General features: G+C 61.6%; 21 protein-coding genes. 11 read left to right on the top strand and 10 right to left on the bottom strand.

Annotated features, from left to right (window positions below; translation table 11 throughout):
* Window positions 1-119 precede the first annotated feature (119 nt).
* The 6 genes from dnaN to NR193_RS00355 all read right to left on the bottom strand — a co-directional run bounded on the left by dnaN (window position 120) and on the right by NR193_RS00355 (window position 7314).
* Window positions 120-1238: a DNA polymerase III subunit beta gene (dnaN, locus tag NR193_RS00380; RefSeq protein ID WP_256748923.1), complete on the bottom strand. Its 1119-nt coding sequence runs from the start codon at window positions 1236-1238 to the stop codon at window positions 120-122.
* Between the two features lie 303 nt (window positions 1239-1541).
* Entirely contained in the window at window positions 1542-3086 is a 1545-nt protein-coding gene (dnaA, locus tag NR193_RS00375) for a chromosomal replication initiator protein DnaA (protein ID WP_256748922.1), read from the bottom strand.
* Between the two features lie 851 nt (window positions 3087-3937).
* Entirely contained in the window at window positions 3938-4204 is a 267-nt protein-coding gene (rpsT, locus tag NR193_RS00370; RefSeq protein ID WP_091579634.1) for a 30S ribosomal protein S20, read from the bottom strand.
* Window positions 4205-4364: 160 nt separating this feature from the next.
* Window positions 4365-5138 (bottom strand): enoyl-CoA hydratase, encoded by a 774-nt coding sequence (locus NR193_RS00365; RefSeq protein WP_256748921.1) that lies wholly within the window; start codon window positions 5136-5138, stop codon window positions 4365-4367.
* A gap of 33 nt (window positions 5139-5171) precedes the next feature.
* Entirely contained in the window at window positions 5172-6062 is an 891-nt protein-coding gene (gene mutM / locus NR193_RS00360) for a bifunctional DNA-formamidopyrimidine glycosylase/DNA-(apurinic or apyrimidinic site) lyase (RefSeq protein ID WP_256748920.1), read from the bottom strand.
* Complete coding sequence (locus tag NR193_RS00355) at window positions 6055-7314, bottom strand: phosphopentomutase (protein ID WP_256748919.1); 1260 nt, start codon at window positions 7312-7314, stop codon at window positions 6055-6057. The genes mutM and NR193_RS00355 overlap by 8 nt, the downstream gene beginning before the upstream one ends.
* A 265-nt stretch (window positions 7315-7579) precedes the next feature.
* On the opposite strand from NR193_RS00355, the gene NR193_RS00350 reads away from it, so the two are divergent.
* Window positions 7580-8500: a phosphate/phosphite/phosphonate ABC transporter substrate-binding protein gene (locus NR193_RS00350; RefSeq protein WP_256748918.1), complete on the top strand. Its 921-nt coding sequence runs from the start codon at window positions 7580-7582 to the stop codon at window positions 8498-8500.
* A 6-nt stretch (window positions 8501-8506) separates the two neighbouring features.
* On the opposite strand, the gene NR193_RS00345 is transcribed toward NR193_RS00350, so the two are convergent.
* From NR193_RS00345 to NR193_RS00335, 3 genes are all read right to left on the bottom strand, one after another.
* Window positions 8507-9127, bottom strand: coding sequence for a TadE/TadG family type IV pilus assembly protein (locus NR193_RS00345; RefSeq protein ID WP_256749319.1), 621 nt, complete (start codon window positions 9125-9127; stop codon window positions 8507-8509).
* Window positions 9128-9173: 46 nt separating this feature from the next.
* Window positions 9174-9755 (bottom strand): TadE/TadG family type IV pilus assembly protein, encoded by a 582-nt coding sequence (locus NR193_RS00340; protein ID WP_256748917.1) that lies wholly within the window; start codon window positions 9753-9755, stop codon window positions 9174-9176.
* 136 nt (window positions 9756-9891) lie between these two features.
* Window positions 9892-10314 carry a pilus assembly protein N-terminal domain-containing protein gene (locus NR193_RS00335; RefSeq protein ID WP_256748916.1) on the bottom strand — a complete coding sequence of 141 codons (423 nt, stop codon included), beginning with the start codon at window positions 10312-10314 and terminating at the stop codon, window positions 9892-9894.
* A gap of 335 nt (window positions 10315-10649) precedes the next feature.
* On the opposite strand from NR193_RS00335, the gene NR193_RS00330 reads away from it, so the two are divergent.
* The 9 genes from NR193_RS00330 to NR193_RS00290 all read left to right on the top strand — a co-directional run bounded on the left by NR193_RS00330 (window position 10650) and on the right by NR193_RS00290 (window position 19744).
* A complete protein-coding gene (locus NR193_RS00330) occupies window positions 10650-10826 on the top strand; it encodes a Flp family type IVb pilin (protein WP_256748915.1) in 177 nt (58 codons plus the stop codon).
* Between the two features lie 180 nt (window positions 10827-11006).
* Window positions 11007-11525: a prepilin peptidase gene (locus NR193_RS00325; RefSeq protein WP_256748914.1), complete on the top strand. Its 519-nt coding sequence runs from the start codon at window positions 11007-11009 to the stop codon at window positions 11523-11525.
* Between the two features lie 212 nt (window positions 11526-11737).
* Entirely contained in the window at window positions 11738-12550 is an 813-nt protein-coding gene (gene cpaB / locus NR193_RS00320) for a Flp pilus assembly protein CpaB (RefSeq protein ID WP_256748913.1), read from the top strand.
* On the top strand, window positions 12547-14064 hold the full coding sequence (locus NR193_RS00315; RefSeq protein ID WP_256748912.1) for a type II and III secretion system protein family protein: 1518 nt from the start codon (window positions 12547-12549) through the stop codon (window positions 14062-14064). Before cpaB ends, NR193_RS00315 begins: the two co-directional genes overlap by 4 nt.
* Before the next feature lie 14 nt (window positions 14065-14078).
* Entirely contained in the window at window positions 14079-14810 is a 732-nt protein-coding gene (locus NR193_RS00310; RefSeq protein WP_256748911.1) for a CpaD family pilus assembly protein, read from the top strand.
* 40 nt (window positions 14811-14850) lie between these two features.
* Entirely contained in the window at window positions 14851-16140 is a 1290-nt protein-coding gene (locus NR193_RS00305) for a CpaE family protein (RefSeq protein WP_256748910.1), read from the top strand.
* A gap of 29 nt (window positions 16141-16169) precedes the next feature.
* A complete protein-coding gene (locus NR193_RS00300; RefSeq protein WP_256748909.1) occupies window positions 16170-17675 on the top strand; it encodes a CpaF family protein in 1506 nt (501 codons plus the stop codon).
* Window positions 17676-17704: 29 nt separating this feature from the next.
* Window positions 17705-18718 (top strand): type II secretion system F family protein, encoded by a 1014-nt coding sequence (locus tag NR193_RS00295; protein WP_256748908.1) that lies wholly within the window; start codon window positions 17705-17707, stop codon window positions 18716-18718.
* A 9-nt stretch (window positions 18719-18727) separates the two neighbouring features.
* On the top strand, window positions 18728-19744 hold the full coding sequence (locus NR193_RS00290) for a type II secretion system F family protein (protein ID WP_256748907.1): 1017 nt from the start codon (window positions 18728-18730) through the stop codon (window positions 19742-19744).
* A gap of 92 nt (window positions 19745-19836) precedes the next feature.
* Here NR193_RS00290 and NR193_RS00285 read toward each other — a convergent pair whose 3' ends face one another.
* Window positions 19837-20664 carry a tetratricopeptide repeat protein gene (locus NR193_RS00285; protein ID WP_256748906.1) on the bottom strand — a complete coding sequence of 276 codons (828 nt, stop codon included), beginning with the start codon at window positions 20662-20664 and terminating at the stop codon, window positions 19837-19839.
* Between the two features lie 120 nt (window positions 20665-20784).
* Here NR193_RS00285 and NR193_RS00280 point away from each other — a divergent pair, with 120 nt between their 5' ends.
* On the top strand, window positions 20785-22149 hold the full coding sequence (locus NR193_RS00280) for a M17 family metallopeptidase (RefSeq protein WP_256748905.1): 1365 nt from the start codon (window positions 20785-20787) through the stop codon (window positions 22147-22149).
* Window positions 22150-22240 lie beyond the last annotated feature (91 nt).

Here is a 22240-nt window from a genome sequence, read left to right as displayed (position 1 = left end):
AGGCAAAGCGCTACGCGCTTTTACCGGAAAAACCGTTTCACACTTTTCCTGGAATTGCTCCAGAAGTCACCGCGCCATCGTTCGCGTCGCCGGTCTCATGGCAGACCCGGCAGCGCCAGCTACACCCGCATCGGCATCAGCACATAAAGCGCGGTCTCGTCGGCCATGTCGTGGATCAGCGTCGGTGAGCCGGCGTCGGCCAGCATGAACTTGGCCTCCGTGCCGGTCAACTGCGCGGCAACGTCGAGCAGGTACTTGGCGTTGAAGCCGATTTCGATCGGGTCGGACGAGTAGTCGGCGGCCAGTTCCTCGGTGGCGCTGCCGGAATCCGGATTGTTGACCGCCAGCGTCACTTGACCCTCGCTGATCGAAAGCTTCACCGCGCGGCCGCGTTCGGAGGAAATGGTCGAGACGCGATCGACCGCGGCAGCGAAACTCTGGCGGTCGATGATCAGCTTCTTGTCGTTGCCGGTCGGAATGACCCGCTGATAGTCGGGGAAGGTGCCGTCGATCAGCTTCGAGGTCAAAACGACGCTGCCGATGGTGAAGCGGATCTTGGTGTCCGACAGTTCCGTGGTCACCGCGACGTCCGGGTCATCGACCAGCTTCTGCAGCTCGCTCACCGTCTTGCGCGGAATGATGATGCCCGGCATGCCCTCGGAGCCCGCCGGCGCGTCGATCTCGGCGCGCGCCAGACGGTGGCCGTCGGTCGCCACCGAGCGCAGCTTCAGCTTGCCGCCGACCTCATGCGTGTGCAGGTAGATGCCGTTCAGATAGTAGCGCGTCTCTTCGGTGGAGATGGCGAACTGGGTCTTCTCGATCAAGCCTTTCAGGGCGACCGAGTCGAGACGGAAGATATGCGAGAAGGATCCGGCCGAAAGCTCGGGGAAGTCGGATTGCGGCAAGCACTGGAGACGGAAGCTCGAACGACCGGACGTCACCGTCATGGCGTTGCCGTCCTCGTCTGTCTTGAGCATCACTTCGGCGCCGTCGGCGAGCTTGCGCACGATATCGTACAGCAGATGCGCCGGAACCGTCGTCGCCCCGCCGCGCTCAACCTTGGCGGGCGTTGCTTCCGTCACCTCCAGGTCGAGATCGGTCGCCTTCATTTCCAGGCTGGCGCCCTCGGCGCTGAGCAGCACGTTGGACAGGATCGGAATGGTGTTGCGCCGTTCTACCACGCGGTGGACGTGGTTGAGCGACTTCAGGAGATTTGACCGTTCCAGGATAACACGCATGACGAAACAGGCTCGCTTGAATGAATGACGGGCTCCGGCAAGCGGCGTCCCGCGAAAGGTCTGAACAGGCTCAGAATCTGCGTAAACTGACAGGAAAAAACCAGCAAACGCAAGCCCGCGCCACCGGTTCTGGCCGGCTGCGCGGGCTTTCTGGGGATAAACGGCACGAAGTCCGGAAGCCGGTGTGGAAAATCCGAAATCCGGACCGCTTCCAGGCTGGCCGACGAGCCCATTTCGGGTTCAAGGCTGCACAGGTAAGCCATTGAATTCGCGTGTTGTTCCGCTTCGCGCTTCCCGAGCCAGTCAGGCCTGGTCGTTGATCAGCCTTCGCAACAGCTCGAGTTCCTGCGCCAGCGTGTTGTCGTTGCCGGAAAGGTCCTCGATCTTGCGCACGGCGTGCAGCACGGTGGTGTGATCGCGACCGCCGAAGCGGCGCCCGATCTCGGGCAGCGAGCGCGGCGTCATCACCTTCGACAGGTACATGGCGACCTGCCGCGGCTTGACGATGGTGCGCGTGCGCCGGTTGGACAGCAATTCGGTTTTCGACACGTTGTAGTGGCGCGCGACGATGCGCTGGATATCCTCGATACGGACCCGCTTCGGCTCGCCGGTGCGATAGATGTGGCCGAGTATCTCGTCGATACGGTCGATGGTGATCTGCGGTTCGAAGGACTGGCGGAACAGCAGCTGATTGAATGCGCCTTCCAGCTCGCGTCCGCTGCCGGTCACGGTGCGGGCGACGTGATTGAGGATTTCCTCCGAGATGTCGAGCGACGCGTCATCGACCCTGGCGGTTGCAAGGCGCAATTTGAGCATGCCGATGCGCATGGCGAAATCGGGCGCCGACATTTCGAGCGCGACGCCGCCATTGAGACGCGACCGGACCCGCGGTTCGAGCGATTCCAGTTCCGACGGCGGCCGGTCGGCGGCAACAACGACTTGCTTGGCGCTGTCCAGCAACATGTTGATCAGGTGACAGAATTCATGCTGGATCGACTTGCCCTGCAAGAACTGCATGTCGTCGATGATGAGCAGGTCGATGTCGCGCAACTGCTCCTTGAGCGTCAGCGCATTGTTGTCGCGGATCGCGGTGGCAAAGCGCCACATGAAATACTCGGCCGTCAGATAGACGACGCGCGATTTTGGGTTCTGCTTCAGCGATTCCGCGGCGATGGCCTGCAAAAGATGGGTCTTGCCGAGCCCGACGGTTGCGTGAAGGAAAAGCGGATTGAAGCGCACCGCGCTTGATTGCGATTCCGCTACTGCCTTGGCCGCGGCGAAGGCCACCCGGTTCGACGGCCCCTCGATGAAGGAGCCGAATGTGTAGCGCGGATCAAGCGGCGAGCCGAGCACGTTGTGCCGGAACTCACTCTCGACCGGTGTGCCCGGACGCGGAGCCGGTGCACGATCTGCCCTGCCGGGGCTGACAGTGCCGGCGGCGAGCGCCGTCTGCGTCTGCCGTGTCATCTTGCGCGCGGGGATCACCTCGGGCTCGGCCTGGCTGCGACCCTGGCGAGTGGCCGTGCGCACGACGATCTCGATCTTGAGGATCTCTGGATCCTCGTGCTTCCACAGTTCGGAAATGAGGTCGAGATAGTGACCGTTGATCCACGAGCGCAGGAAGGCGGTTGGCACCGAGATGCGGACGATGCCCTTGGAAGCCTCCGCGACCTTCATGCGTCCGAACCAGCTCGAATAGACTTCGGTTCCCAGGCGCGCCTTCAACTGAGCCTTGACCCGGTCGAACTTCTGCTCCGCGTCGCTGGAAACAGCCATGTCGCTTGCTCCGATCAAAGTTCCTGGAAATGGGAGGTCGCCCGTAAGCTCCCTTTCGATGCCGCTCTGCATGATCCTTGCCTTTCTGTACCTGTTTTCCGCTGGGGATGCGCCTCCTGCATCCTTGTTCCAGCGACCTGCGTCTTCGCTACGATGCCCGTTGCCGCCGCCGGCAATGAACGTCGCCCACTATCCAGGGAAACCGGTGCCGGCCCATGGAAGCCAGTCCGCGTTTTGGGTATGTCAGGGCAATACAACACCGTCCGGCGAAATCGCGCCGGCGCGCTGTCTACCTGCCATGTCTCGTTACGCCAGTCCCCTTACCCACATCAAAAAAGACAAACCAACCCATCCACGGACTTGATCCGCGTTGCAAATCCCGCCAATTTAAGCTGGCCAGTTCAGGCTGGGTTGAGGGCCAGGGGCCCGTCCCTTTCGATATGTCGACATTACCGAAATCGCTGTGGATAGGGCAAGGCCACCACTAACCGATTTTTAAGGAATCTGGTTAGCGCAGAGAGGTTCGAACGCGGTGCCGCAACGGCATATTTTGACAAAGCCATTGTGATTCAAACCCTTTTCCGGCGAATATGAAAAAGCCGGCGCGATCTGAAATTTTCTGAAATAATTTGCTTGACAGCCACTTGTCCCCCATCGCTCCGGCTCGATGTGAACAAGCTGTGGATGACCATCTGTAACTGTCTGAATAATAAAGATTATTTCTGAGTGCCGACTTTATCTCAGCAGTCGCTTTTCAGGGATATCGGCCATTGACTTGCACGGCTGTGCCGGCAAAGCAATTCGAACGGCGGAATCCGCACCGGACACCATTTTCGAGTATTCTTTTTAAGTGCTTGCCGGCAAACGAAAAAAACCCGGCACAATCGGCCGGGTTCGAAGAACGTAAGTCTAGGAAAGTAATGTCAGGCCGACAGTACTTTGACCCGCTGGGCAAGCCGCGAAACTTTGCGGGATGCCGTGTTCTTGTGGATCACGCCCTTGGTTGCGGCGCGCATCAATTCGGGCTCCGCGATCTTGAAGGCTGCCTGTGCGGCGGCCTTGTCGCCGGAGGCGAGTGCCTCCTCGACCTGGCGCACATAGGTGCGGACGCGCGAACGGCGGTTCTTGTTGATCGCTGCGCGGCGTACGATCTTGCGCGTTGCTTTTTTGGCCGAGGATGTGTTGGCCATGATGCCTCTCTTCTGATCTGGTCGGCGCATGCGGCATGCCGCAGGGCGCAAAAAACAAACGGGCAGCCACGGGGCCGCCTCGGTTGGTGCGGCTTATAGTTCAGCTTTTCCGGCGCGTCAACGCTGCCTGGCCTTCTTTTTGGCGGCCATCGGGCAGGCGTCAGCGGTTGGTGAAATTCGGCTTCCGCTTCTCTGCAAAGGCCGCCATGCCTTCCTTCTGGTCTTCGAGCGCGAACAGAGAGTGAAACAGCCGTCGTTCGAACCGCAATCCCTCGGCAAGCGTCGTCTCGAAGGCACGGTTGACCGCCTCCTTTGCCATCATCACCGATGGCAGCGAGAAATCGGCGATCTTGGCTGCCGCCTTGAGCGCCTCCTCGACGAGTTCGCCCGCAGGCACGACCCGCGACACCAGGCCCGAGCGTTCGGCTTCGGCTGCGTCCATCATCCGCCCGGTCAGGCACATGTCCATTGCCTTCGACTTGCCGACGAAGCGGGTCAGCCGCTGCGATCCGCCCATGCCTGGGATAACGCCGAGCGTGATCTCCGGCTGGCCAAACTTGGCGTTGTCGGCGGCAATGATGAAATCGCACATCATCGCCAGCTCGCAGCCGCCGCCGAGCGCATAGCCGGCCACCGCCGCGATGATCGGCTTTCGCGCCCGCGTAAATTCTTCCCAGCCGACGAAGAAGTCCTGGCTGTAGGCGTCCACATAGGAGATCGATTGCATCTCCTTGATGTCGGCGCCGGCGGCGAAAGCCTTTTCGGAACCGGTGATGACCATGGCGCCGATACCGGCATCGGCGCTGAAACCGTTCACGGCCGCCACCAGCTCGGTGAGGATCTGGGAATTCAGCGCGTTGAGCGCCTTCGGCCTGTTCAAGGTGATCAGCCCGACCTTGCCGCGCGTCTCGGTGATGATTGTCTCATAGGTCATGGCTGCATCTCCTCGCTCGACCCATCGTCTAACTCACCGCTGACACGTCCGGCAATAGAAGGTCGAGCGGCCGCTCTGCACGACGCGCTCGATGTGACCACCGCAGCCGGGCTTGGAACAGGGTTCGCCTTCGCGGTCATAGACGGCGAAGGAATGCTGGAAGTATCCCAGCGATCCATCAGTCTGCATGTAATCCCTGAGCGAGGATCCGCCGGCCGCGATCGCATCTGATATGACCGAGCGGATGGCTTCGGCAAGGCGTTCGCTTTGAGCCTGGGCCTTCTTTCCCGGCTTGGCTATCGTGCCGGCCTCGCGCAGCGGCGACAGGCCGGCGCGCCACAGGGCCTCGGAGACATAGATATTGCCCAGCCCGGCGATCAATCTCTGGTCGAGAAGTGCTGCCTTCAGCGGCGATCGCCGCCCTTTCATCAACGATGCAAGCAGCGCACCGTCCAATGTATTGCCCGTAGGCTCGACGCCCAGTCCGCTCAGCATCGGATGCGTGTCGGGCGGCCCTTCCGAAAACAGCATGAAGCCGAAGCGGCGCGGGTCGTTGAAGATCACGCGGGACCTGGCGCCGGCCGGGGACGCCACGTCGAACACAACATGGTCGTGTGCCGTGCTCTTCGAGCGCTCATGATGGAACACGCCAGGCATTTCGCCGTCATTCGCCGTCTCGATACGGAATGAGCCCGACATGCCGAGATGGCAGATCAGCGCCGGGCCGCCTTCGATATCCATCGTCAGATACTTGGCCCGGCGGCCGAGCGCGGTGATCGTCCTGCCGGTCAGCCGCTGTGCAAATTTTTCCGGAAATGGAAAGCGCAGATCCGGTCGGCGCGCCTCGATACGGGTGATGGTGGCGCCTTCCAGGACCGGTTGCAGCCCACGGCGGACCGTTTCAACCTCGGGCAATTCAGGCATGACCGCCAATCGTCTTATACAAGCCAATCGTCTTGTAGAAGGAAGTGCCATGCGGGCCGCGCGCCAGCCCAAGATGCTCGGCCACGGTTTCACCGATGTCGGCAAATGTTGCTCTCAGCCCGATGTCGCCGCCTTTGAAACCTGGTCCGGTGCCGATCACCGGGATACGTTCACGCGTATGATCGGTGCCGCGCCAGGTTGGATCGTTGCCGTGATCGGCCGTCAGGATGAGAAGATCGCCTTGCTTCAGTTTTGCCAGCGCCTCCGGCAGTCGCCGGTCGAAGGCCTCGAGCGCGGCGGCATAGCCGGCGACATCGCGGCGGTGTCCGAATTCGGTGTCGAAGTCGACGAAATTGGCGAAGACCAGGTCGCCGTCGCCGGCGTCGTCCATTGCACCCAGCGCCTCATCGAACATGGCCATGTTGCCCGCCGCCTTGCGCACTTCCGAGATTCCACGATGGGCGAAGATGTCGCCGATCTTGCCGACGGCGATGACGCGGCTTCCACGCGCCGTCAGCCGGTCGAGCAGGGTCGGCTCCGGTGGTGGCACGGCGTAGTCATGGCGGTTGTAGGTTCGCTCGAAGGTAGCGGCGGTTTCCCCGATGAACGGCCGCGCGATCACCCGTCCGATCCTCAACGGGTCAACCAGCTTGCGCACCACCTTGCAGAATTCATAAAGCCGCTCCAGGCCGAAATGAACTTCATGCGCCGCGATTTGCAGGACGGAGTCGACCGACGTGTAGCAGATCGGCTTGCCGGTACGGATGTGCTCCTCGCCGAACCGTTCGATAATCTCGGTGCCCGGCGCGTGACAATTGCCGAGGATGCCCGGCACCTTGCCCGTGCGGATCATGGCCTCGGTCAGATCAGCCGGAAAGGCAGGAACCGTATCCGGGAAATAGCCCCAGTCGAAGCGCACAGGCAGGGCGGCGATCTCCCAGTGGCCCGACGGCGTGTCCTTGCCGCTCGAAACCTCCTGCGCCGCGCCGTGGAAGGCAGTCGCGAGCAGATCCGTCCCACCGGTGTCGAAGCCTAGCCCCGTCGCGGTTTCGGCAGCCTTGCCAAGCCCCAGCGAGGCCATGTGCGGGACGAACAGAGGCCCGTTACGGAGTCCTTCGCGATCGGCGCGACCTTCCGCGCAGGCCTCCGCGATGTGCCCCAATGTGTTGGCGCCGGCGTCGCCATAGCGCTCTGCGTCGGCCGCGCCGCCGATGCCGAAGGAGTCCAGGACGAAGAGGAAAGCACGCGCCATTGGAGCCATTGTTGCCGGTTTGGACGACCAGACATAGGGTTCCGCGGCCGCATTGGCAATTCGGAAACCAAACGGCAACAGCTTGGCACGATACTCTGGTTCATGTCGCCCAAAAGTGCCCAGCGGTTTTGGGACAACGACATGCACAATACAGAAGACTACAGTGTCGCGACTCGCCGCGCATGGGACGACATGGATCGAAGAAAACAGAGGACCGCCTTGTCATGACAGACGATCGTCTTGTCATGACAGACGCCGTCTTGTCATGAAGGCTGCCCTGAAGGCGTGTGCTGCTCTCATGGTCGTGCAGGGCGTGGTCTGGTCTGGTCCGGCGCGGGCCGACTGGCGCGAAGATATAGGCACGTTTCGGATAGGCATCGTCGCCGAACCCGGCGCCGGCAACACCGTTCCAGGGCTGGCGCTGTTGACCGATGCCTACACCAAGGCCTTGGGCATGAAGGTCGAGTTTGTCGTCGCCCGCGACTATGGCGCTCTGATCGAGGCGCAGGCCAATGCCCGTATCGAATATGCGATCTATTCGGCGACTGCCTACGCGACGGCCTCGCAGCGTTGCGGATGTGTCGAACCGCTTGTGGCTCCGGTTGATTCCGACGGCGCGATCGGCATCCGCTCCGTTCTGTTGACGCGGGACGGCAAGCTGCCTGAACTGGCGGCAATGGAGAACCATCGCATCGCCATGGCGCCTTCGAGCAGCGTCGGCGGTTCTCTCCTGCCACTGGCGGCGTTGAGCGCGGAAGGCCGCAAGGTCGCGGAAGATGCACCATTTCTGGTCCATGCCGATTCGGCCGCGGCGGCGGAAACGATGCTGGTCGACGGCAAGGCCGATGCGTTGTTCGGCTGGGTGACGGCCGCTGCCGACGGCCAGCCGGAAGCATCGGGCACGCAGGCGAGGCTCGAAGCGGCAGGGCTTTCAGCAACGGCACTTCAGGTTGTGTGGACGTCGGGCCTCTTGAGATACGGTCCCCATGCCGTCCGCAGTGATCTCGACCCGGAAGCGAAGCGCCGGCTTACCGTGTTCCTCACCAACCTCAAGTCGATGACGCCGGACGTTTACGATCTTCTGGAATCGAAGCATTCCGGTGGCTTCACCGTCGCGGCCGCCAAGGACTACGAGATGGCGCAAGCCATCGTGCGGCTGGTCTCGGATGGCGGCTCGCGGCGATAAAGGCCGTCAGCAGTCGCCGCAGGGGATCGTCACGCTTCTGCGGGGACGCAGATAGTAGGTTTCGCCCATCGATATGGCATTGAAAGCCGAGGTCAACCCAAGCTGCTGTTGACCGCCCGACGACCAGGTGATGACCGGCTTGTAGTCGAGATTGCTTTCGACGCGGATGAGGAAGGTGCCGGCGACCTTGAGCGTTGCCGGGACCGTCGTGGTCGAGTTCGCGGCAGCGCCAACGCTGGTGACGCCACTGACCAGCTTGCGTGACCATACCACCAGCACCTTCGGCGTTGCATCGGTCGTAACTTGTATTGCCGTGATCGTGATGCTCGGCGTCGAGCGGTTGTAAGGCTGAAGGGTGACGGTGCCGATCTTCATGATGGCGTCGACATCCGCCTTGACGATGGTCGTCTGCTGCGTGACGAGATCAGCCACCATGCTGCCGATACGACTGACCTTCTTGCTGGTCTCGATGGCTTGTGACGCCTCCATGGTGATGAAATACATGATCAGCAGGATAGGCATGATCAAGGCGAATTCGACCGCCGCGATGCCACGGCGATCGGAGCAGAACCGGATCGCTTTCCGCCAAGTTCCCGTAATCCCCGGATGTGCCCCCGCACGCATCATGCCCATTACCCTTTTTTCTTTTGCCGTACGTGCATCCGCCACGACCTCAGCTGCCGAACGGTTCATTCTGCCAAGTCACCGATGCGAAATGCAGCGTCTTGTTACCGCCCATCGACTGGGCCAACAGATCGGTCATGATCGGCCATTTGTAAAAGACCCGCAGCATGTTCCTGGATTCCGCCGGACCCGGCGCAACCGTAAAGGACTGTGTGGCGCCGGCCTGCGTCAGCACGACGTCGTTGTTCTGGATCTTGAAGCCGGCCAAGGCCGCGTCGGCGAACGTCGTATATTGGCGAAGGTCCACCAGCAGCTGATTGGGACAATCCTGGGAGACGATGATCTCCAGTTTTGCGCAGATCTTGTCCCTCAAATTGTTTCCGGCGACGTCGGCCGCCCTTAACTGGCCGGTGCGCAACTGGCGCGCGATATCGTCGGTGATGTTGGCCATCACTTCCTGGCCGGCAAATGAAATGCAGCTTTCCAGAATCGCAAAGACAAGCAGCGCGAAGGGGATTGCAAGGATTGCGAATTCCAATGCCGTACTGCCGCGCCGGTCGCGGATAAAGCGAGCGAAAAACCGTGGGTGTCTCGCCTTGCGCTCGCCCGCGGACTCGATTTCCTTGCTCATGTGCCGGTCCTGCCGATCTTTAAAGGGTCTCGGAAGGAGTATTAGCGGAAACCAATTGAAGTCCGGTTTGAATGATCGTTAAAGTCGGCGTTGGCGTCTTAACCAGCCGATAACCAGAGCATTCGGCCGCGCCACACTATCGGCTGACGCTCATCTCGGCTTCGGAGGATTTCTCCGCGTCGCTCTTGTAGGAGCTTTCGCAATAGGGCGTGCAGGACATGGTCTGGATTTCGGCACGCCGATAGATACGCACGGACGAGGCGGCCTGCCGCACGACGGTCACCTGCTCGTCGACGATCGGGCTGCCTTCCGGATCGAGCACGACCAGATTGGTGACGCCGAAGCCCTTGCCCGTCAGCACGATCGTCGAGGCGTCCTGGACGGAAGCGTCGGCGATTGCCGGGTTGCCGACCACGATCGTGTCGGCGGGACGCGACAGTTTGACGATCTTGGCCTGGTTCATCGTGACCTCGATGCCGGCGCCGGCCATGGCTGGCATGGCGAAGGTCGTGGCGGCAAGAAGCACTGCAACCAGAATTGATGATCTCGGTTCGGCCATTGAGGCGCTCCACGCATGCAGACTGTTCAACGGAACATGAACGAGATTGGTGAACCAACGGTTAAGCGGGCGCTCTTGCCGATGGTGCCTTGGCCGACATGAGTACTTGCGTGACGTGGTCGGGTCCGGATCACAAGCACCAGCGACCCGGGAAACGGAAGGGTCGGCCAGTACTTAGCTCGGGATTAACCACGCAATGGGTTCGAACCGGGAAAGGAATCGGTAAGGCTGTTTATTAAGCCGATCGAAAGAGCTTCTCCCTAGATTGGCAGCATCCGATCAACCATCACAGAAGTTGACGGAAGTGCTGTAACACGTGGAGTAGGAGCTCTCAAATGTCTAAACTCGTTGCACGTTTTGTGAAGGACGAATCCGGCGCGACCGCTATCGAATATGGTCTGATCGCCGCTCTCATCGCGCTTGCCATCATCGTCGGAGCCGGCGCGCTCGGCAATGCAATCAACGCCAAGTTCACTTCTATCGGAACCACCCTGAACAGCAGCGGCGGCTGATCTGTCGTATTGCTGAGCGCCCAGGCGCTCAGACTGTGTTCTTGACAAGGGCCGCCACATGGCGGCCCTTGTTCTATGCCGCAGCCAATACCAGTCGTCTTTTTGGTCCGAGCCTCATCAATCGTTAATTGAAGATGCCTAGATTGGACCCCGTGGAATCGGACAATAGGTATAGCGCCGATGCTTGAAGCCCTGATCTTCGTCGTCTTTCCGTTCTGCATGCTGTTTGCCGCGATCTCCGACATGCTGTCGATGACGATCGCCAATCGCGTGTCGGTTCTGCTCGTCGTTGTCTTTGCCCTGGTCGCCCCCCTGACCGATATGGGGTGGGCTGCCTATGGCGGGCACTTCGCCGCGGGCGCCCTTGTCCTGGCCGTGACGTTCGGCCTGTTCGCGATGGGTGGCATGGGTGGCGGCGACGCCAAACTGCTGGCCGCCACCGCGGTGTGGATGGGGCTCAACGTGCATCTCGTCGAGTATCTCGTGGTCTCGACATTCATCGGCGGGCTGCTGACGCTCGCCGTCCTCCTTTACCGGAAATCGCCACTTTCGACCGTTACCGGCCGAAACCCGTTTCTGCGCCATTTCGCCGACGAGACAACCGGCGTTCCCTATGGCATCGCGCTTGGCCTTGGCGGGTTGATAACCTATCCGGATTCGCCTTTGATGGTGTGGGCGCTGACAAAGCTGGCGACCTGAACGCACCTTATTTCCATTGACTGTCTGCGTTGCCGCGGCCGGCCCTGAACAAGGGCGGGCCCGCGATCTTGTCCGGTCCGCACACATTTCAGCTAATTTATGTAAACCTTAAATTAATCACGATCGTAAGCATTACATTAACCTTGTTTTGACGATTGCCGCTGCAAAGTCCCGCTTGGCTACGTGGTTTGCCAGGGCGAGGGTTCGGACAGATGCCAGCATCGCGATTGATTATTCTGAGCGTGGCGGTTGCCGCGGCCGGTGGCGCTGGCTATGTCGCGAAAAACATGGTGGCGGCACCGCCGCCGCAGGTCACCGTCGAAGGCCCCAAGGCCCCTGCGGTGGCTCTGCAGGATGTGCTTGTGCTTTCGGGCGATGTTCCGATGGGCAGCCAGCTCGACAATAACATTGCCTGGCAATCCTGGCCCGCCGACGGCATCAACGCGAACTTCATCACCCGCGCTGCCGAACCCGAAGCGTTGGAGAAGCTGAAGGGTTCCGTTGCCCGTATGACGATGTATACCGGGGAACCGCTGCGCCGCTCCAAGCTGATCGGCGAGGGGCAGAGCTTCATGTCGTCGATCCTTCCTTCCGGCATGCGGGCGGTGGCCACGGCCATCTCGGCCGACACGTCGGCCGGCGGCTTCATTCTCCCGAACGATTTTGTCGATGTCATCATGACCCGCAAGGCTGATGCCACCAATGGCGGCACCAGCTTCAACACCGAAACCATCCTCAAGAACATCCGCGTCCTGGCAATTGACCAGACCATCCAGGAGGATGAGGAAGGCAAGAAGACCAGAGTGGGGCAGACCGCCACGCTGGAACTGACACCGCGGCAGGCGGAGATCATCACGGTTGCCCAGCAGATGGCGGATCGCCTGACCCTGGCGCTGCGGGCGATCTCGGACACCCAGGAAAAGAATCTGGATGAGGCCGACTATCTCGTTTCCGGCAATGGCCGCAGGGGAACGGTGAGGCTGATCAAGTCGGGCGAAGTTTCCGAAGTAGGGGCAAGGAAATGAGGCTAAGTGGTAAACTGCCGGCGATTGTAGCCGCGGCATTCGGCCTGCTGCTGGTCGGAACGAATGTGCAAGGCGTTGTCGAGGCAAAGAACGCGCAGGTCACTGCATCGACAGCCACCCAGCGCGTCAAGCTCGGCCTCAACAAATCGGTGGTCATCGACCTGCCGAACGATGCCTACGACATTCTTGTCGCCAACCCGACTGTCGCCGATGCGGTGACCCGCACCGCAAGGCGCATCTATCTGTTCGGCAAGGCAGTCGGCGAGACGAACATCTTCGTCTTCGGACCGAATGGCGAACAGATCGTCAGCCTGGATCTGGCCGTCGAACGCGACGTCGCCGGCCTGGAGGATTACATCAAGCGCTTCCTTCCGACGTCGACCATCAAGGTGGAGCTGCTGAACGACAACGTCGTCCTGACCGGAACGGTCGACACGCCTCTGGACGCGAAACGGGCGGTCGACCTGGCGACGATCTTCGTCTCGGGTGGTGAAGCGACGACGGGACAATATTCGCAGACGGCGGCCGGCGGCTCGGCCCAGAGCGGTGTCGACATCAACAATCCGGACCAGGAGCGTCGCGTCAGCAAGATCGTCAACCTGTTGCAGATCATCGGCGACGATCAAGTCACGCTGAAGGTGACGGTCGCCGAAGTCAGCCGCTCCGTGATGAAGCAGCTCGGCGTCAACATGGTCGGCAGCGGCGGCAGCAACGGCATCAGCTACGGCGCGCTCAGCGACAATTTCACCGGCCTCGGCAAGCAGCTGTCGAATTCGGGCTTCAACATCGGCGCCTCGGGGCTGCAGGCCTATGTCAACGCCATGGAGCAGTCCGGGGTCATGAAAACCTTGGCCGAGCCGACCTTGACCGCCGTATCCGGCGAGAAGGCGACCTTCAAGGTTGGTGGTGAATACAACATGGTGAGCGGCGTCTCCCAGAACGTATCTACCGACAATCAGACTGGTTTGAAGACCTACACTGTCGACAAGATCGAGTACGGCATAGGCCTGGAATTCCAGCCGGTGGTGTTGTCCCCCGGCCGCATAAGCCTGAAGGTCAGAACCTCGGTTTCCGAGCCGACGACCGAAGGGTCGGTGTCGTTGTCCGAGGGCGTGACGAGCCCCGGCATGAACGCGCTGTCGCTGCGCAAGCGTCTCGCCGATACGACGGTCGAACTGCCCTCGGGCGGCTCCATGATGATCGCCGGCCTGGTTCGCGACGATGTCAGGCAGGCCGTCAACGGGTTGCCCGGACTGACAAAGATTCCAGTGCTCGGCGCGCTCTTCCGCAGCAGGGACTTCGTGCGCAACGAGACCGAGCTGGTCATCATCATCACGCCTTATCTGGTGAAGCCGGTAGCGCGCAACGACCTTGCCAAACCGGACGACAATTTCAACGCTGCCAGCGATGGCGCCGGCATATTCCTTGGCCGCGTCAATCGTGTCTACGGCACCATGCAAACCGACAAGCCCAACGGCCGCTACCACGGCGTTGTCGGCTTCATTTACAAGTGAGCGGGGAAGCGGACATGTTCGAGTCAGCACTGAAGGCAAGGGCCATCGCCACAACGATGCGCGTCAGTCGTTTGCACCGGCGAGCCGTTCCAGTCCTGGCGGTTGCGGTCGCGGCGTTGCTGGCCGGCTGCGCACAAAGGGACAGCATTACTGTCGGCGCCATTCCGGACGACTATCGCACGAATCATCCAATCGTGATCGCTGAGAAGAATCTGAAGATCGATCTGCCGGTCGGCGCCGGTGATCGCGGCATGACCGGCTCCCAGCGCGATACGCTCCTGGGTTTCCTCGACGACTACGACAAGAGTGCCGCTGCGACGTTGACGATCCAGGTCCCGAGCGGGTCGGCCAACGAGGTTGCCGCGACGGCGGCAGGCCGCGATTTCGCCCGGCTGGCGGTCGCCAGCGGTGTCAAGCGCAACCGGATTGTCGTGACCTCCTATCAGGCCGGCTCAAGCGAAGCATCCGCCCCGGTTCGCGTCTCCTATATCGCAGTGAGAGCGCAGACCGACAAATGCGGACGCTGGCCCGCTGACCTGGTCGATACGTCGGAAAACAAGCACTACGCCGACTTCGGCTGCTCCTATCAGAACAATCTTGCCGCCCAGATGGCCAATCCGGCCGATCTGCTCGGCCCGCGGAAGTCTTCCACCATCGATGCCGAAAATCGCGGCGCGGTGATCGATATCTACCGGACGAGAGGCATTTCGGACGAGTTCCTCGGCAATTCGGAAGTGACGTACTGAGCCACGCCAGTCTCGGATAGAACAGGCTACGGGAAAGAGCATGACCATGAGCAACCTTGCCTACGACGCTTCGGTGGATGGCGGCGACACCTCGCAGCAGGACATCGCCGCGATGCAGGCATTGCGGCCGATTCCGCGCATCTCGATCCAGGCATTCTGCGAGACCGAGGGCGTTGCCAATCCGGTCGAGCGCGCCGGCGAGGACCGCCGCATGGCGAAGGCGCACCTCAAGGTTCATATGGGGGGCGTCCCCACCGCCATCGAATTCTACCAGTCGGCGCCGACACCCAACCTGATCCTGCTGGAATCGCGCAGCGAACCGAAGCAACTGCTGGAGCAGCTCGCCCAGCTCTCTGAATATTGCGATCCGACCTCGAAAGTGGTGGTGATCGGCCACTACAACGACGTCGGCCTTTATCGCGAGCTCATCCGAAACGGCATTTCCGAATATGTGATCGCGCCGGTTTCGATGGCCGACATCGTCAGCGTGGTGTCGTCGATTTTCGTCGATCCGGAAGCCGAGCCGCTCGGCCGCTCGATCGCTTTTGTCGGCGCCAAGGGCGGCGTCGGCTCCTCGACGATTGCCCACAATGTGGCCTGGGCGATGTCCTCGCTGTTCAAATCCGAAGTGGTCGTCGCCGACCTCGATCTCGCTTTCGGCACGGCCAACATCAATTTCGATCAGGACCCGGCTCAGGGCATCGCCGAGGCGGTGTTTTCACCCGAACGCATCGATGAAGTCTATCTCGACCGGCTGCTGACCCAGTGCGCCGAGCACCTGTCGCTTCTGGCAGCGCCTTCGACCCTGGAACGGGTCTATGACTTCGATCCCGAGGCCTTCGCCCAGCTCATCGACACCGCCCAGCGCAGCGTGCCGCTCCTGGTGCTCGATATTCCCCATGTCTGGACGGGCTGGGCCAAGAATACCCTGATCAAGGCCGACGAGATCGTCATCACCGCGACGCCTGAGCTGGCCAATCTGCGCAACACCAAGAACCTGGTCGACATGCTCAAGCGGCTCCGTCCCAACGACCCGCCGCCGAAACTGATCATCAACCAGGCTGGCGTCCCCAAACGCCCGGAGATTTCGCCATCCGATTTCGCCGAGCCGCTGGGCTTGTCACCGATGTCGGTGATCGGTTTCGATCCGCTGCTGTTCGGCAATGCCGCCAACAACGGACGCATGCTCGGTGAAATGGATGCCAAGAACCCGGTCGTCGCAATGATCAACGAGATTGCGCATGTGCTGACCGGGCGCAGTGAGATCAAGGCGAAGAAGAAAGCGGGGCTTGGTAATCTGCTCGGCAAACTCTCGCGCAACAAGAAGTGACGTTTCAGCGGTGGAATCGGTAGCCGATCATGTTTGGTAAAAGAGGCAGCGACGACGGAAACCGGTTCAAGCCGGAATTTCGCCAGCCAGCACCGGCGCCTGTCGCGCCGGCGGCTGCAAGTTCTGTAGATACGGCGGTCCTGGCCCGGCCCACGGCTCCGGCGCCGAGCGCGCCCGTCGCGCCGCCGGCCCGCCGCGCCGTCGAGCCGCCGCCATTGGCGCCGGAGCCGAAGCGGGCACAGCGCGAAAAGAGCGAAACCTACTACGACACCAAGAGCCAGGTTTTCTCCGCGCTCATCGATACGATCGATCTGTCGCAGCTCGCCAAGCTTGATCCCGAGAGCGCTCGCGAGGAAATCCGCGACATCGTCAACGACATCATCGCGATCAAGAATTTCGCGATGACCATCGCCGAGCAGGAAGAACTGCTCGAGGACATCTGCAACGATGTGCTCGGCTATGGGCCGCTCGAGCCGTTGCTTGCACGCGACGACATCGCCGACATCATGGTCAACGGATCCAAGAACGTCTACATCGAAGTCAACGGCAAGGTCGAACAGACCGGCATCCGCTTCCGCGACAACCAGCAGCTCCTCAACATCTGCCAACGCATCGTCAGCCAGGTTGGCCGCCGTGTCGACGAATCCAGCCCGATCTGCGACGCGCGTCTTCCCGATGGCTCCCGTGTCAACGTCATCGCGCCGCCGCTCTCCATCGACGGTGCCGCGCTCACCATCCGCAAGTTCAAGAAGGACAAGCTGACGCTCGATCAGCTGGTCAAGTTCGGCGCCATTTCACCACAGGGAGCCGAGGTCCTCAAGATCATCAGTCGTGTCCGCTGCAACATCGTTATCTCGGGCGGTACCGGTTCCGGCAAGACGACGCTGCTCAACTGCCTGACCAACTATATCGATCGCGACGAACGCGTCATCACTTGCGAGGACTCGGCCGAGCTGCAACTGCAACAGCCGCATGTCGTGCGCCTCGAAACCCGTCCACCCAATCTCGAGGGTGAGGGTGAGGTGACCATGCGCGACCTCGTGAAGAACTGCCTGCGCATGCGGCCAGAGCGCATCATCGTCGGCGAAGTGCGCGGACCCGAAGTGTTCGACCTGCTGCAGGCGATGAATACCGGCCACGACGGCTCGATGGGAACGATCCACTCGAACAGTCCGCGCGAATGCCTGAACCGTATGGAATCCATGATCGCAATGGGCGGCTATTCGCTACCGCAGAAGACCGTGCGCGAAATCGTTGTCGGCTCCATCGACGTGATCATCCAGGCGGCGCGCCTGCGCGACGGATCGCGTCGCATCACCCACATCACCGAGGTGATTGGAATGGAGGGCGACGTCATCATCACGCAGGATATCATCCTCTACAACATCAAGGGCGAGGACGCCAATGGCAGGCTGCTGGGAGAGCATGTATCGACCGGCATCGGCCGCCCGCATTTCTGGGAGCGGGCTCGCTACTATGGCGAGGAGCAGCGCCTCGCCATCGCGCTCGAGGCGATGGAGAAACGCGCTGACTGACGCATCTGGAGGCGTGAAGGTTCTGGCCAATGTTCGGAATTGACGGCACCGTACTGGCGTTTGTCGTGCTCGCTGGCCTCAGCGCCGGCGCGGTCGCCTATGCATTCCTGTTCACCCGGATCAGCAACGAGAAACAGGTCGGCAAGCGGCTTGAAACGATCAAGAGCGCCGAGACGGACCGTTCCGTCGTCAAGGCCTCACGTGACCGCGTCGCGGAAGCCGCCAAGCGGCGCAAATCGGTTCAGGATTCGCTGAACGAACTCGATGCGAAGCAGAAGTCCAAGGACAGCGCCGTCAAGAAACCGCCGCTGAAAGCCCTGCTCCGTCAGGCCGGCCTGAAAACCACCGTTGAACGCTTCTACATCTACTCCGCCATATGCGGCCTCGCTTTGACGATTGTCGCCTTTGTAGCCAAGGCACCGTTGTTCCTCTTGCCAGGTGTTCTGCTGGCCGGCGCCCTCGGCCTGCCGCGCTGGTTCGTCTCGTTTCGCCGCGCTCGACGGGTCAAGGCGTTCCTCAACGAATTTCCGAACGCGCTCGATATCATCGTGCGCGCGGTCAAATCCGGACTGCCGCTGAACGATGCGGTGCGCCTGATCGCCAGCGAATCGCCAGAGCCCGTGAAGACCGAGTTTCGCCGCGTCGTCGATTCGCAACAGATGGGCCTGTCGATCCCCGAAGCGACATTGCGCATGCCCGAAACCATGCCTTGCACGGAGGCAAGCTTCTTCGGCATCGTCATCCAGATTCAGTCCCAGGCTGGCGGCAATCTCTCCGAGGCTCTGGGCAATCTTTCGCGCGTGCTGCGCGATCGCAAGAAAATGAAAGCCAAGGTCCAGGCACTGTCGATGGAGGCGAAGGCGTCCGCCGCCATCATCGGCGCGCTGCCTTTCATCGTCGCGTTCCTCGTCTACCTGTCGAGCCCGACCTACCTGATGCCGCTGTTCAACACCAGCGTTGGAAATCTGATCCTTGGTTGCGCGGCGGTCTGGATGTCGATCGGCATCCTGGTGATGCGCAAGATGATGAACTTCGATGTCTAGGATGTCAGCATGACCGACCAAGTCGTCAAATCCCTGACGGATCCGAGCTTCCTGATAGCGCTGCTGGTCGGCATAGCGGTGTTTGCCACCGTCTTCACCCTGTTGCCGGCGTTTGGCGGAAACCAGCTCAAGTCACGCATGAAATCGGTTGCGCTGGAACGTGACGAACTGCGTGCCAAGCAGCGCGCCCGGCTTGCCGTCGAGGCGGATCGCCGTCGCAAGGGCCTGCGCGAGGAACAGTCGGTTGGCATGCGCAACATTGTCGACCGGCTGGACCTGCGGCGTGCACTGGCCGACGAGGGCACCTTGCAGAAGCTCAAGGTGGCGGGGTTTCGCGGGCAGAATCCGCTGACGCGTTTTCTTTTCTTCCGCCTCGTGCTTCCTTTTGTCGGCTTCGGGTTGGCGCTGGTCTACCTGTTCGTGCTCGGCGGCTTGCCCGACAAGCCGCTCGTCATCAAGCTTTTCGTTTGCATCCTCGTTGCCTATGGTGGCTTCTACGCACCGGTCGTCTATGTCAACAACCGCGCCACCAAGCGCAAGCAGTCGATCCAGATGGCATGGCCGGACGCGCTCGACCTGATGCTGATCTGCGTCGAATCGGGCATGTCGGTGGAAGCGGCCTTGCGCAAGGTCGCCGACGAGATCGGCGCGCAATCGGTGCCGCTGGCGGAAGAATTCATCCTCACCAACGCCGAGCTTTCCTATCTGCAGGAGCGCAAGCAGGCTTACGAGAACCTGGCAAGCCGCACCGGCCTGGAATCGGTCAAGTCGGTCTCGCAGGCGCTCGTTCAGGCAGAGCGTTACGGCACGCCGGTGGCGCTTGCATTGCGCGTGCTTGCCGCCGAAAGCCGCGACATGCGCATGAACGCGGCCGAGAAGAAGGCCGCTGCCTTGCCGCCAAAGCTCACCGTGCCGATGATCCTGTTCTTCCTGCCGGTGCTTTTCGCCATCATCCTGGGCCCTGCCGGTATCCAGGTCAGCCAGCGCGGCATCTTCGGCTCGGGATCGGCATCATCTGACAAGTAGCGGCGCGGCATGGCCCTCCACGAAAGGCGAAGAAGCCGCGCTGAACGCAGCGCGGCTTCTTCGTTCATTCAGGGTCGTCGCAGATCGTCGCCTCAGTTGGTCGCGGACTTGGGCTTGTCCTGATCCTTGAGTTGGCTCCAGGCATTTTGCTGAGCCAGCATCTGGCGCAGATAGGCGACGTTTGCCTGCGCCTGTTCGGGCGACAGTTCCTGCGAGGCGATCTTCTCGGCTTCGTCGAAACGGCCTTGCAGACCAACGACCAGCGCCAGGTTCTGGCGGACCCGGCTGTCTGCGCTAGGTTGCTGCGCTGCGGAGCGCATATAGGTTTCAGCCGTGCGCAGGTCGCCTTCCAGTACATAGGACATGCCGAGATTGGAGAGCACGGAGGGCTCGTTCGGCTTGAGTTCGAGCGCCTTGCGGTAAAGCTGGCGGGCGTCGGCCTTCTGGCCGATCTGGTCGAGAATGGCCGCTTCGGCCGACACCAGCCTCCAGTCGGGATATTCCGGCGTCTGAGCGCGGCGCACGGCGTCCAGCGCGGCTTCGAACTGGCCATTGGCGGCCAGCGCCTTGCCATAGGCGGCGAGCACGTCACGATCCTTCGGCAGGGCGATCGCCAGCTTGCGCATGACGGCAAGCGATTGGTCGGCATCGCCGTCCATTTGCAGCGCGGCGGCGAAGTTTGTCGCGATTCGCTTGTCGTTGGGGTTCCTGGCGTAAGACTGGCCAAGCGACGCGGTGGCGGTGTGCAGTTCTCCGGCTGACATGGTTTCCAGCGGCTTGCCGCTGGTGCGTCCGATCGAGCCGGTGGTGAGCTTGCTGGTTCCGCAGCCGGCAACGCCAGCCGCGAGCGCCAGCATGAGGGCCGTGGTGATGAGCCGCTGTCCCGTGGCGTTGATCTTGCGGTTGGTAGGCATCGGCATCGGGCCTCCATTCATGCGCGGCCATTGCGTGGCCGTCTTTCCTCCCGCAGAAATATTCTGTTAACCCTAACGGATGGTTAAGAACGCCGACTCAGGAACCCGTCGGACGGAGAACATTGAATGCCTGTCGAACTCGTCGAAAAGAAAATGCAGGGTGCGCTGCCGGTCCACCTGGTCGCCAGGGACGGTCTGGAGACCGCCGGTCTGGCGCCATCCGTTGTCGCCTGGGCCAAGGCGAATGGCTTTTCAGGCGAGGCAGGCAAAGCGCTTGCCGTACCCGGTGAGCACGGAACGCTCGGCGGTGCGTTGTTCGGTGTCGGCGAGGGCGAGGGCGCACTCGCTCTCGGCGCGCTGTCGAAAGCCCTGCCGGAAGGCGACTGGCACTTCGCTTCGGCACCGGCCGAACCGGAACTCGCGGCAATCGCGTTGGCGCTCGGCGGCTATGTCTTTACCCGATACGGCAAGAAGCCCGGCAAGGCGCTGCGTTTCGAACTGCCGACCGGGGTTGATGCGGGGCGTGTTCGCCGCATCGCCGACGGCGTCTTCCTGGCGCGCGATCTGGTCAACACGCCGACCAGCGACATGGGTCCGGAAGAGTTGGAGAAGGCGGCGCGGACCCTGGCCGGGGCGCACAAGGCCGATGTCTTCGTGATCAAGGGCGACGACCTACTCGAGCAGAATTTCCCCATGATCCATGCCGTCGGCCGTGCGTCTGCCGGACCGCCGCGCCTGATCGACATGCGATGGGGGCCGCGAAGCGCGCCGAAGGTGACGCTGGTCGGCAAGGGCGTCTGTTTCGACACTGGCGGTCTCGACATCAAGCCGTCCTCCGGCATGCTGTTGATGAAGAAGGACATGGGCGGTGCCGCCAATGTGCTTGGTCTGGCTTCGATGATCATGGCCGCCAGGCTCCAGGTGCGGCTGCGCGTGCTCATTCCCGCCGTCGAGAATTCGATCGCCGGCAACGCCTTCCGGCCCGGCGACGTGCTCACCAGCCGCAAGGGCATGTCAGTCGAGATCGGCAATACGGATGCCGAAGGGCGGCTGGTGCTGGCGGACGCCCTGGCGCTCGCCGACGAGGAGGAACCGCAGCTGCTGGTCGACATGGCGACGCTGACCGGAGCTGCCCGTGTCGCGCTCGGCCCCGACCTGCCGCCGTTCTACACCGGTGACGAGGCGCTGGCCTCGGAACTGGCCGTGGCATCCCTGACGGTCGAGGATCCGTTGTGGCGCATGCCGTTGTGGCGGCCTTACGACGCGAAACTGTCGTCGAGGATCGCCGACATCAACAATGTCACCACGGACGGTTTCGCCGGTTCGATCACCGCGGCGCTGTTTCTCAAGCGCTTTGTCGAGAAGACCGCGAGTTGGGCGCATTTCGACATCTTCGCCTGGAACCCCGCCGATCGTGCGCATGGCCCTGCCGGCGGCGAGGCGCAAGGCATTCGTGCATTGGAGCGGATCATCTCGACACGCTACGGCTGACCATGAACCCGAACAGAAGGGCAGCGAAGCAAAAAGTGGGACCCTTCGGATAAGATCATGCTTCAACAAGAAGGTTCGCGACTGAAACGGA

The sequence above is a fragment of the Mesorhizobium sp. Mes31 genome, assembly GCF_024519675.1.
GTDB lineage: Bacteria > Pseudomonadota > Alphaproteobacteria > Rhizobiales > Rhizobiaceae > Mesorhizobium.
This window is presented reverse-complemented; position numbering and strand designations above follow the sequence as displayed.

What these genes read in the sequence shown, in the direction of transcription:
- dnaN (WP_256748923.1), bottom strand. Translation starts at nt 1,238, where the DNA reads ATGCGTGTTATCCTGGAACGGTCAAATCTCCTGAAGTCGCTCAACCAC.
- dnaA (WP_256748922.1), bottom strand. Translation starts at nt 3,086, where the DNA reads ATGCAGAGCGGCATCGAAAGGGAGCTTACGGGCGACCTCCCATTTCCA.
- rpsT (WP_091579634.1), bottom strand. Translation starts at nt 4,204, where the DNA reads ATGGCCAACACATCCTCGGCCAAAAAAGCAACGCGCAAGATCGTACGC.
- NR193_RS00365 (WP_256748921.1), bottom strand. Translation starts at nt 5,138, where the DNA reads ATGACCTATGAGACAATCATCACCGAGACGCGCGGCAAGGTCGGGCTG.
- mutM (WP_256748920.1), bottom strand. Translation starts at nt 6,062, where the DNA reads ATGCCTGAATTGCCCGAGGTTGAAACGGTCCGCCGTGGGCTGCAACCG.
- NR193_RS00355 (WP_256748919.1), bottom strand. Translation starts at nt 7,314, where the DNA reads ATGGCGCGTGCTTTCCTCTTCGTCCTGGACTCCTTCGGCATCGGCGGC.
- NR193_RS00350 (WP_256748918.1), top strand. Translation starts at nt 7,580, where the DNA reads ATGAAGGCTGCCCTGAAGGCGTGTGCTGCTCTCATGGTCGTGCAGGGC.
- NR193_RS00345 (WP_256749319.1), bottom strand. Translation starts at nt 9,127, where the DNA reads ATGATGCGTGCGGGGGCACATCCGGGGATTACGGGAACTTGGCGGAAA.
- NR193_RS00340 (WP_256748917.1), bottom strand. Translation starts at nt 9,755, where the DNA reads ATGAGCAAGGAAATCGAGTCCGCGGGCGAGCGCAAGGCGAGACACCCA.
- NR193_RS00335 (WP_256748916.1), bottom strand. Translation starts at nt 10,314, where the DNA reads ATGGCCGAACCGAGATCATCAATTCTGGTTGCAGTGCTTCTTGCCGCC.
- NR193_RS00330 (WP_256748915.1), top strand. Translation starts at nt 10,650, where the DNA reads ATGTCTAAACTCGTTGCACGTTTTGTGAAGGACGAATCCGGCGCGACC.
- NR193_RS00325 (WP_256748914.1), top strand. Translation starts at nt 11,007, where the DNA reads ATGCTTGAAGCCCTGATCTTCGTCGTCTTTCCGTTCTGCATGCTGTTT.
- cpaB (WP_256748913.1), top strand. Translation starts at nt 11,738, where the DNA reads ATGCCAGCATCGCGATTGATTATTCTGAGCGTGGCGGTTGCCGCGGCC.
- NR193_RS00315 (WP_256748912.1), top strand. Translation starts at nt 12,547, where the DNA reads ATGAGGCTAAGTGGTAAACTGCCGGCGATTGTAGCCGCGGCATTCGGC.
- NR193_RS00310 (WP_256748911.1), top strand. Translation starts at nt 14,079, where the DNA reads ATGTTCGAGTCAGCACTGAAGGCAAGGGCCATCGCCACAACGATGCGC.
- NR193_RS00305 (WP_256748910.1), top strand. Translation starts at nt 14,851, where the DNA reads ATGACCATGAGCAACCTTGCCTACGACGCTTCGGTGGATGGCGGCGAC.
- NR193_RS00300 (WP_256748909.1), top strand. Translation starts at nt 16,170, where the DNA reads ATGTTTGGTAAAAGAGGCAGCGACGACGGAAACCGGTTCAAGCCGGAA.
- NR193_RS00295 (WP_256748908.1), top strand. Translation starts at nt 17,705, where the DNA reads ATGTTCGGAATTGACGGCACCGTACTGGCGTTTGTCGTGCTCGCTGGC.
- NR193_RS00290 (WP_256748907.1), top strand. Translation starts at nt 18,728, where the DNA reads ATGACCGACCAAGTCGTCAAATCCCTGACGGATCCGAGCTTCCTGATA.
- NR193_RS00285 (WP_256748906.1), bottom strand. Translation starts at nt 20,664, where the DNA reads ATGCCGATGCCTACCAACCGCAAGATCAACGCCACGGGACAGCGGCTC.
- NR193_RS00280 (WP_256748905.1), top strand. Translation starts at nt 20,785, where the DNA reads ATGCCTGTCGAACTCGTCGAAAAGAAAATGCAGGGTGCGCTGCCGGTC.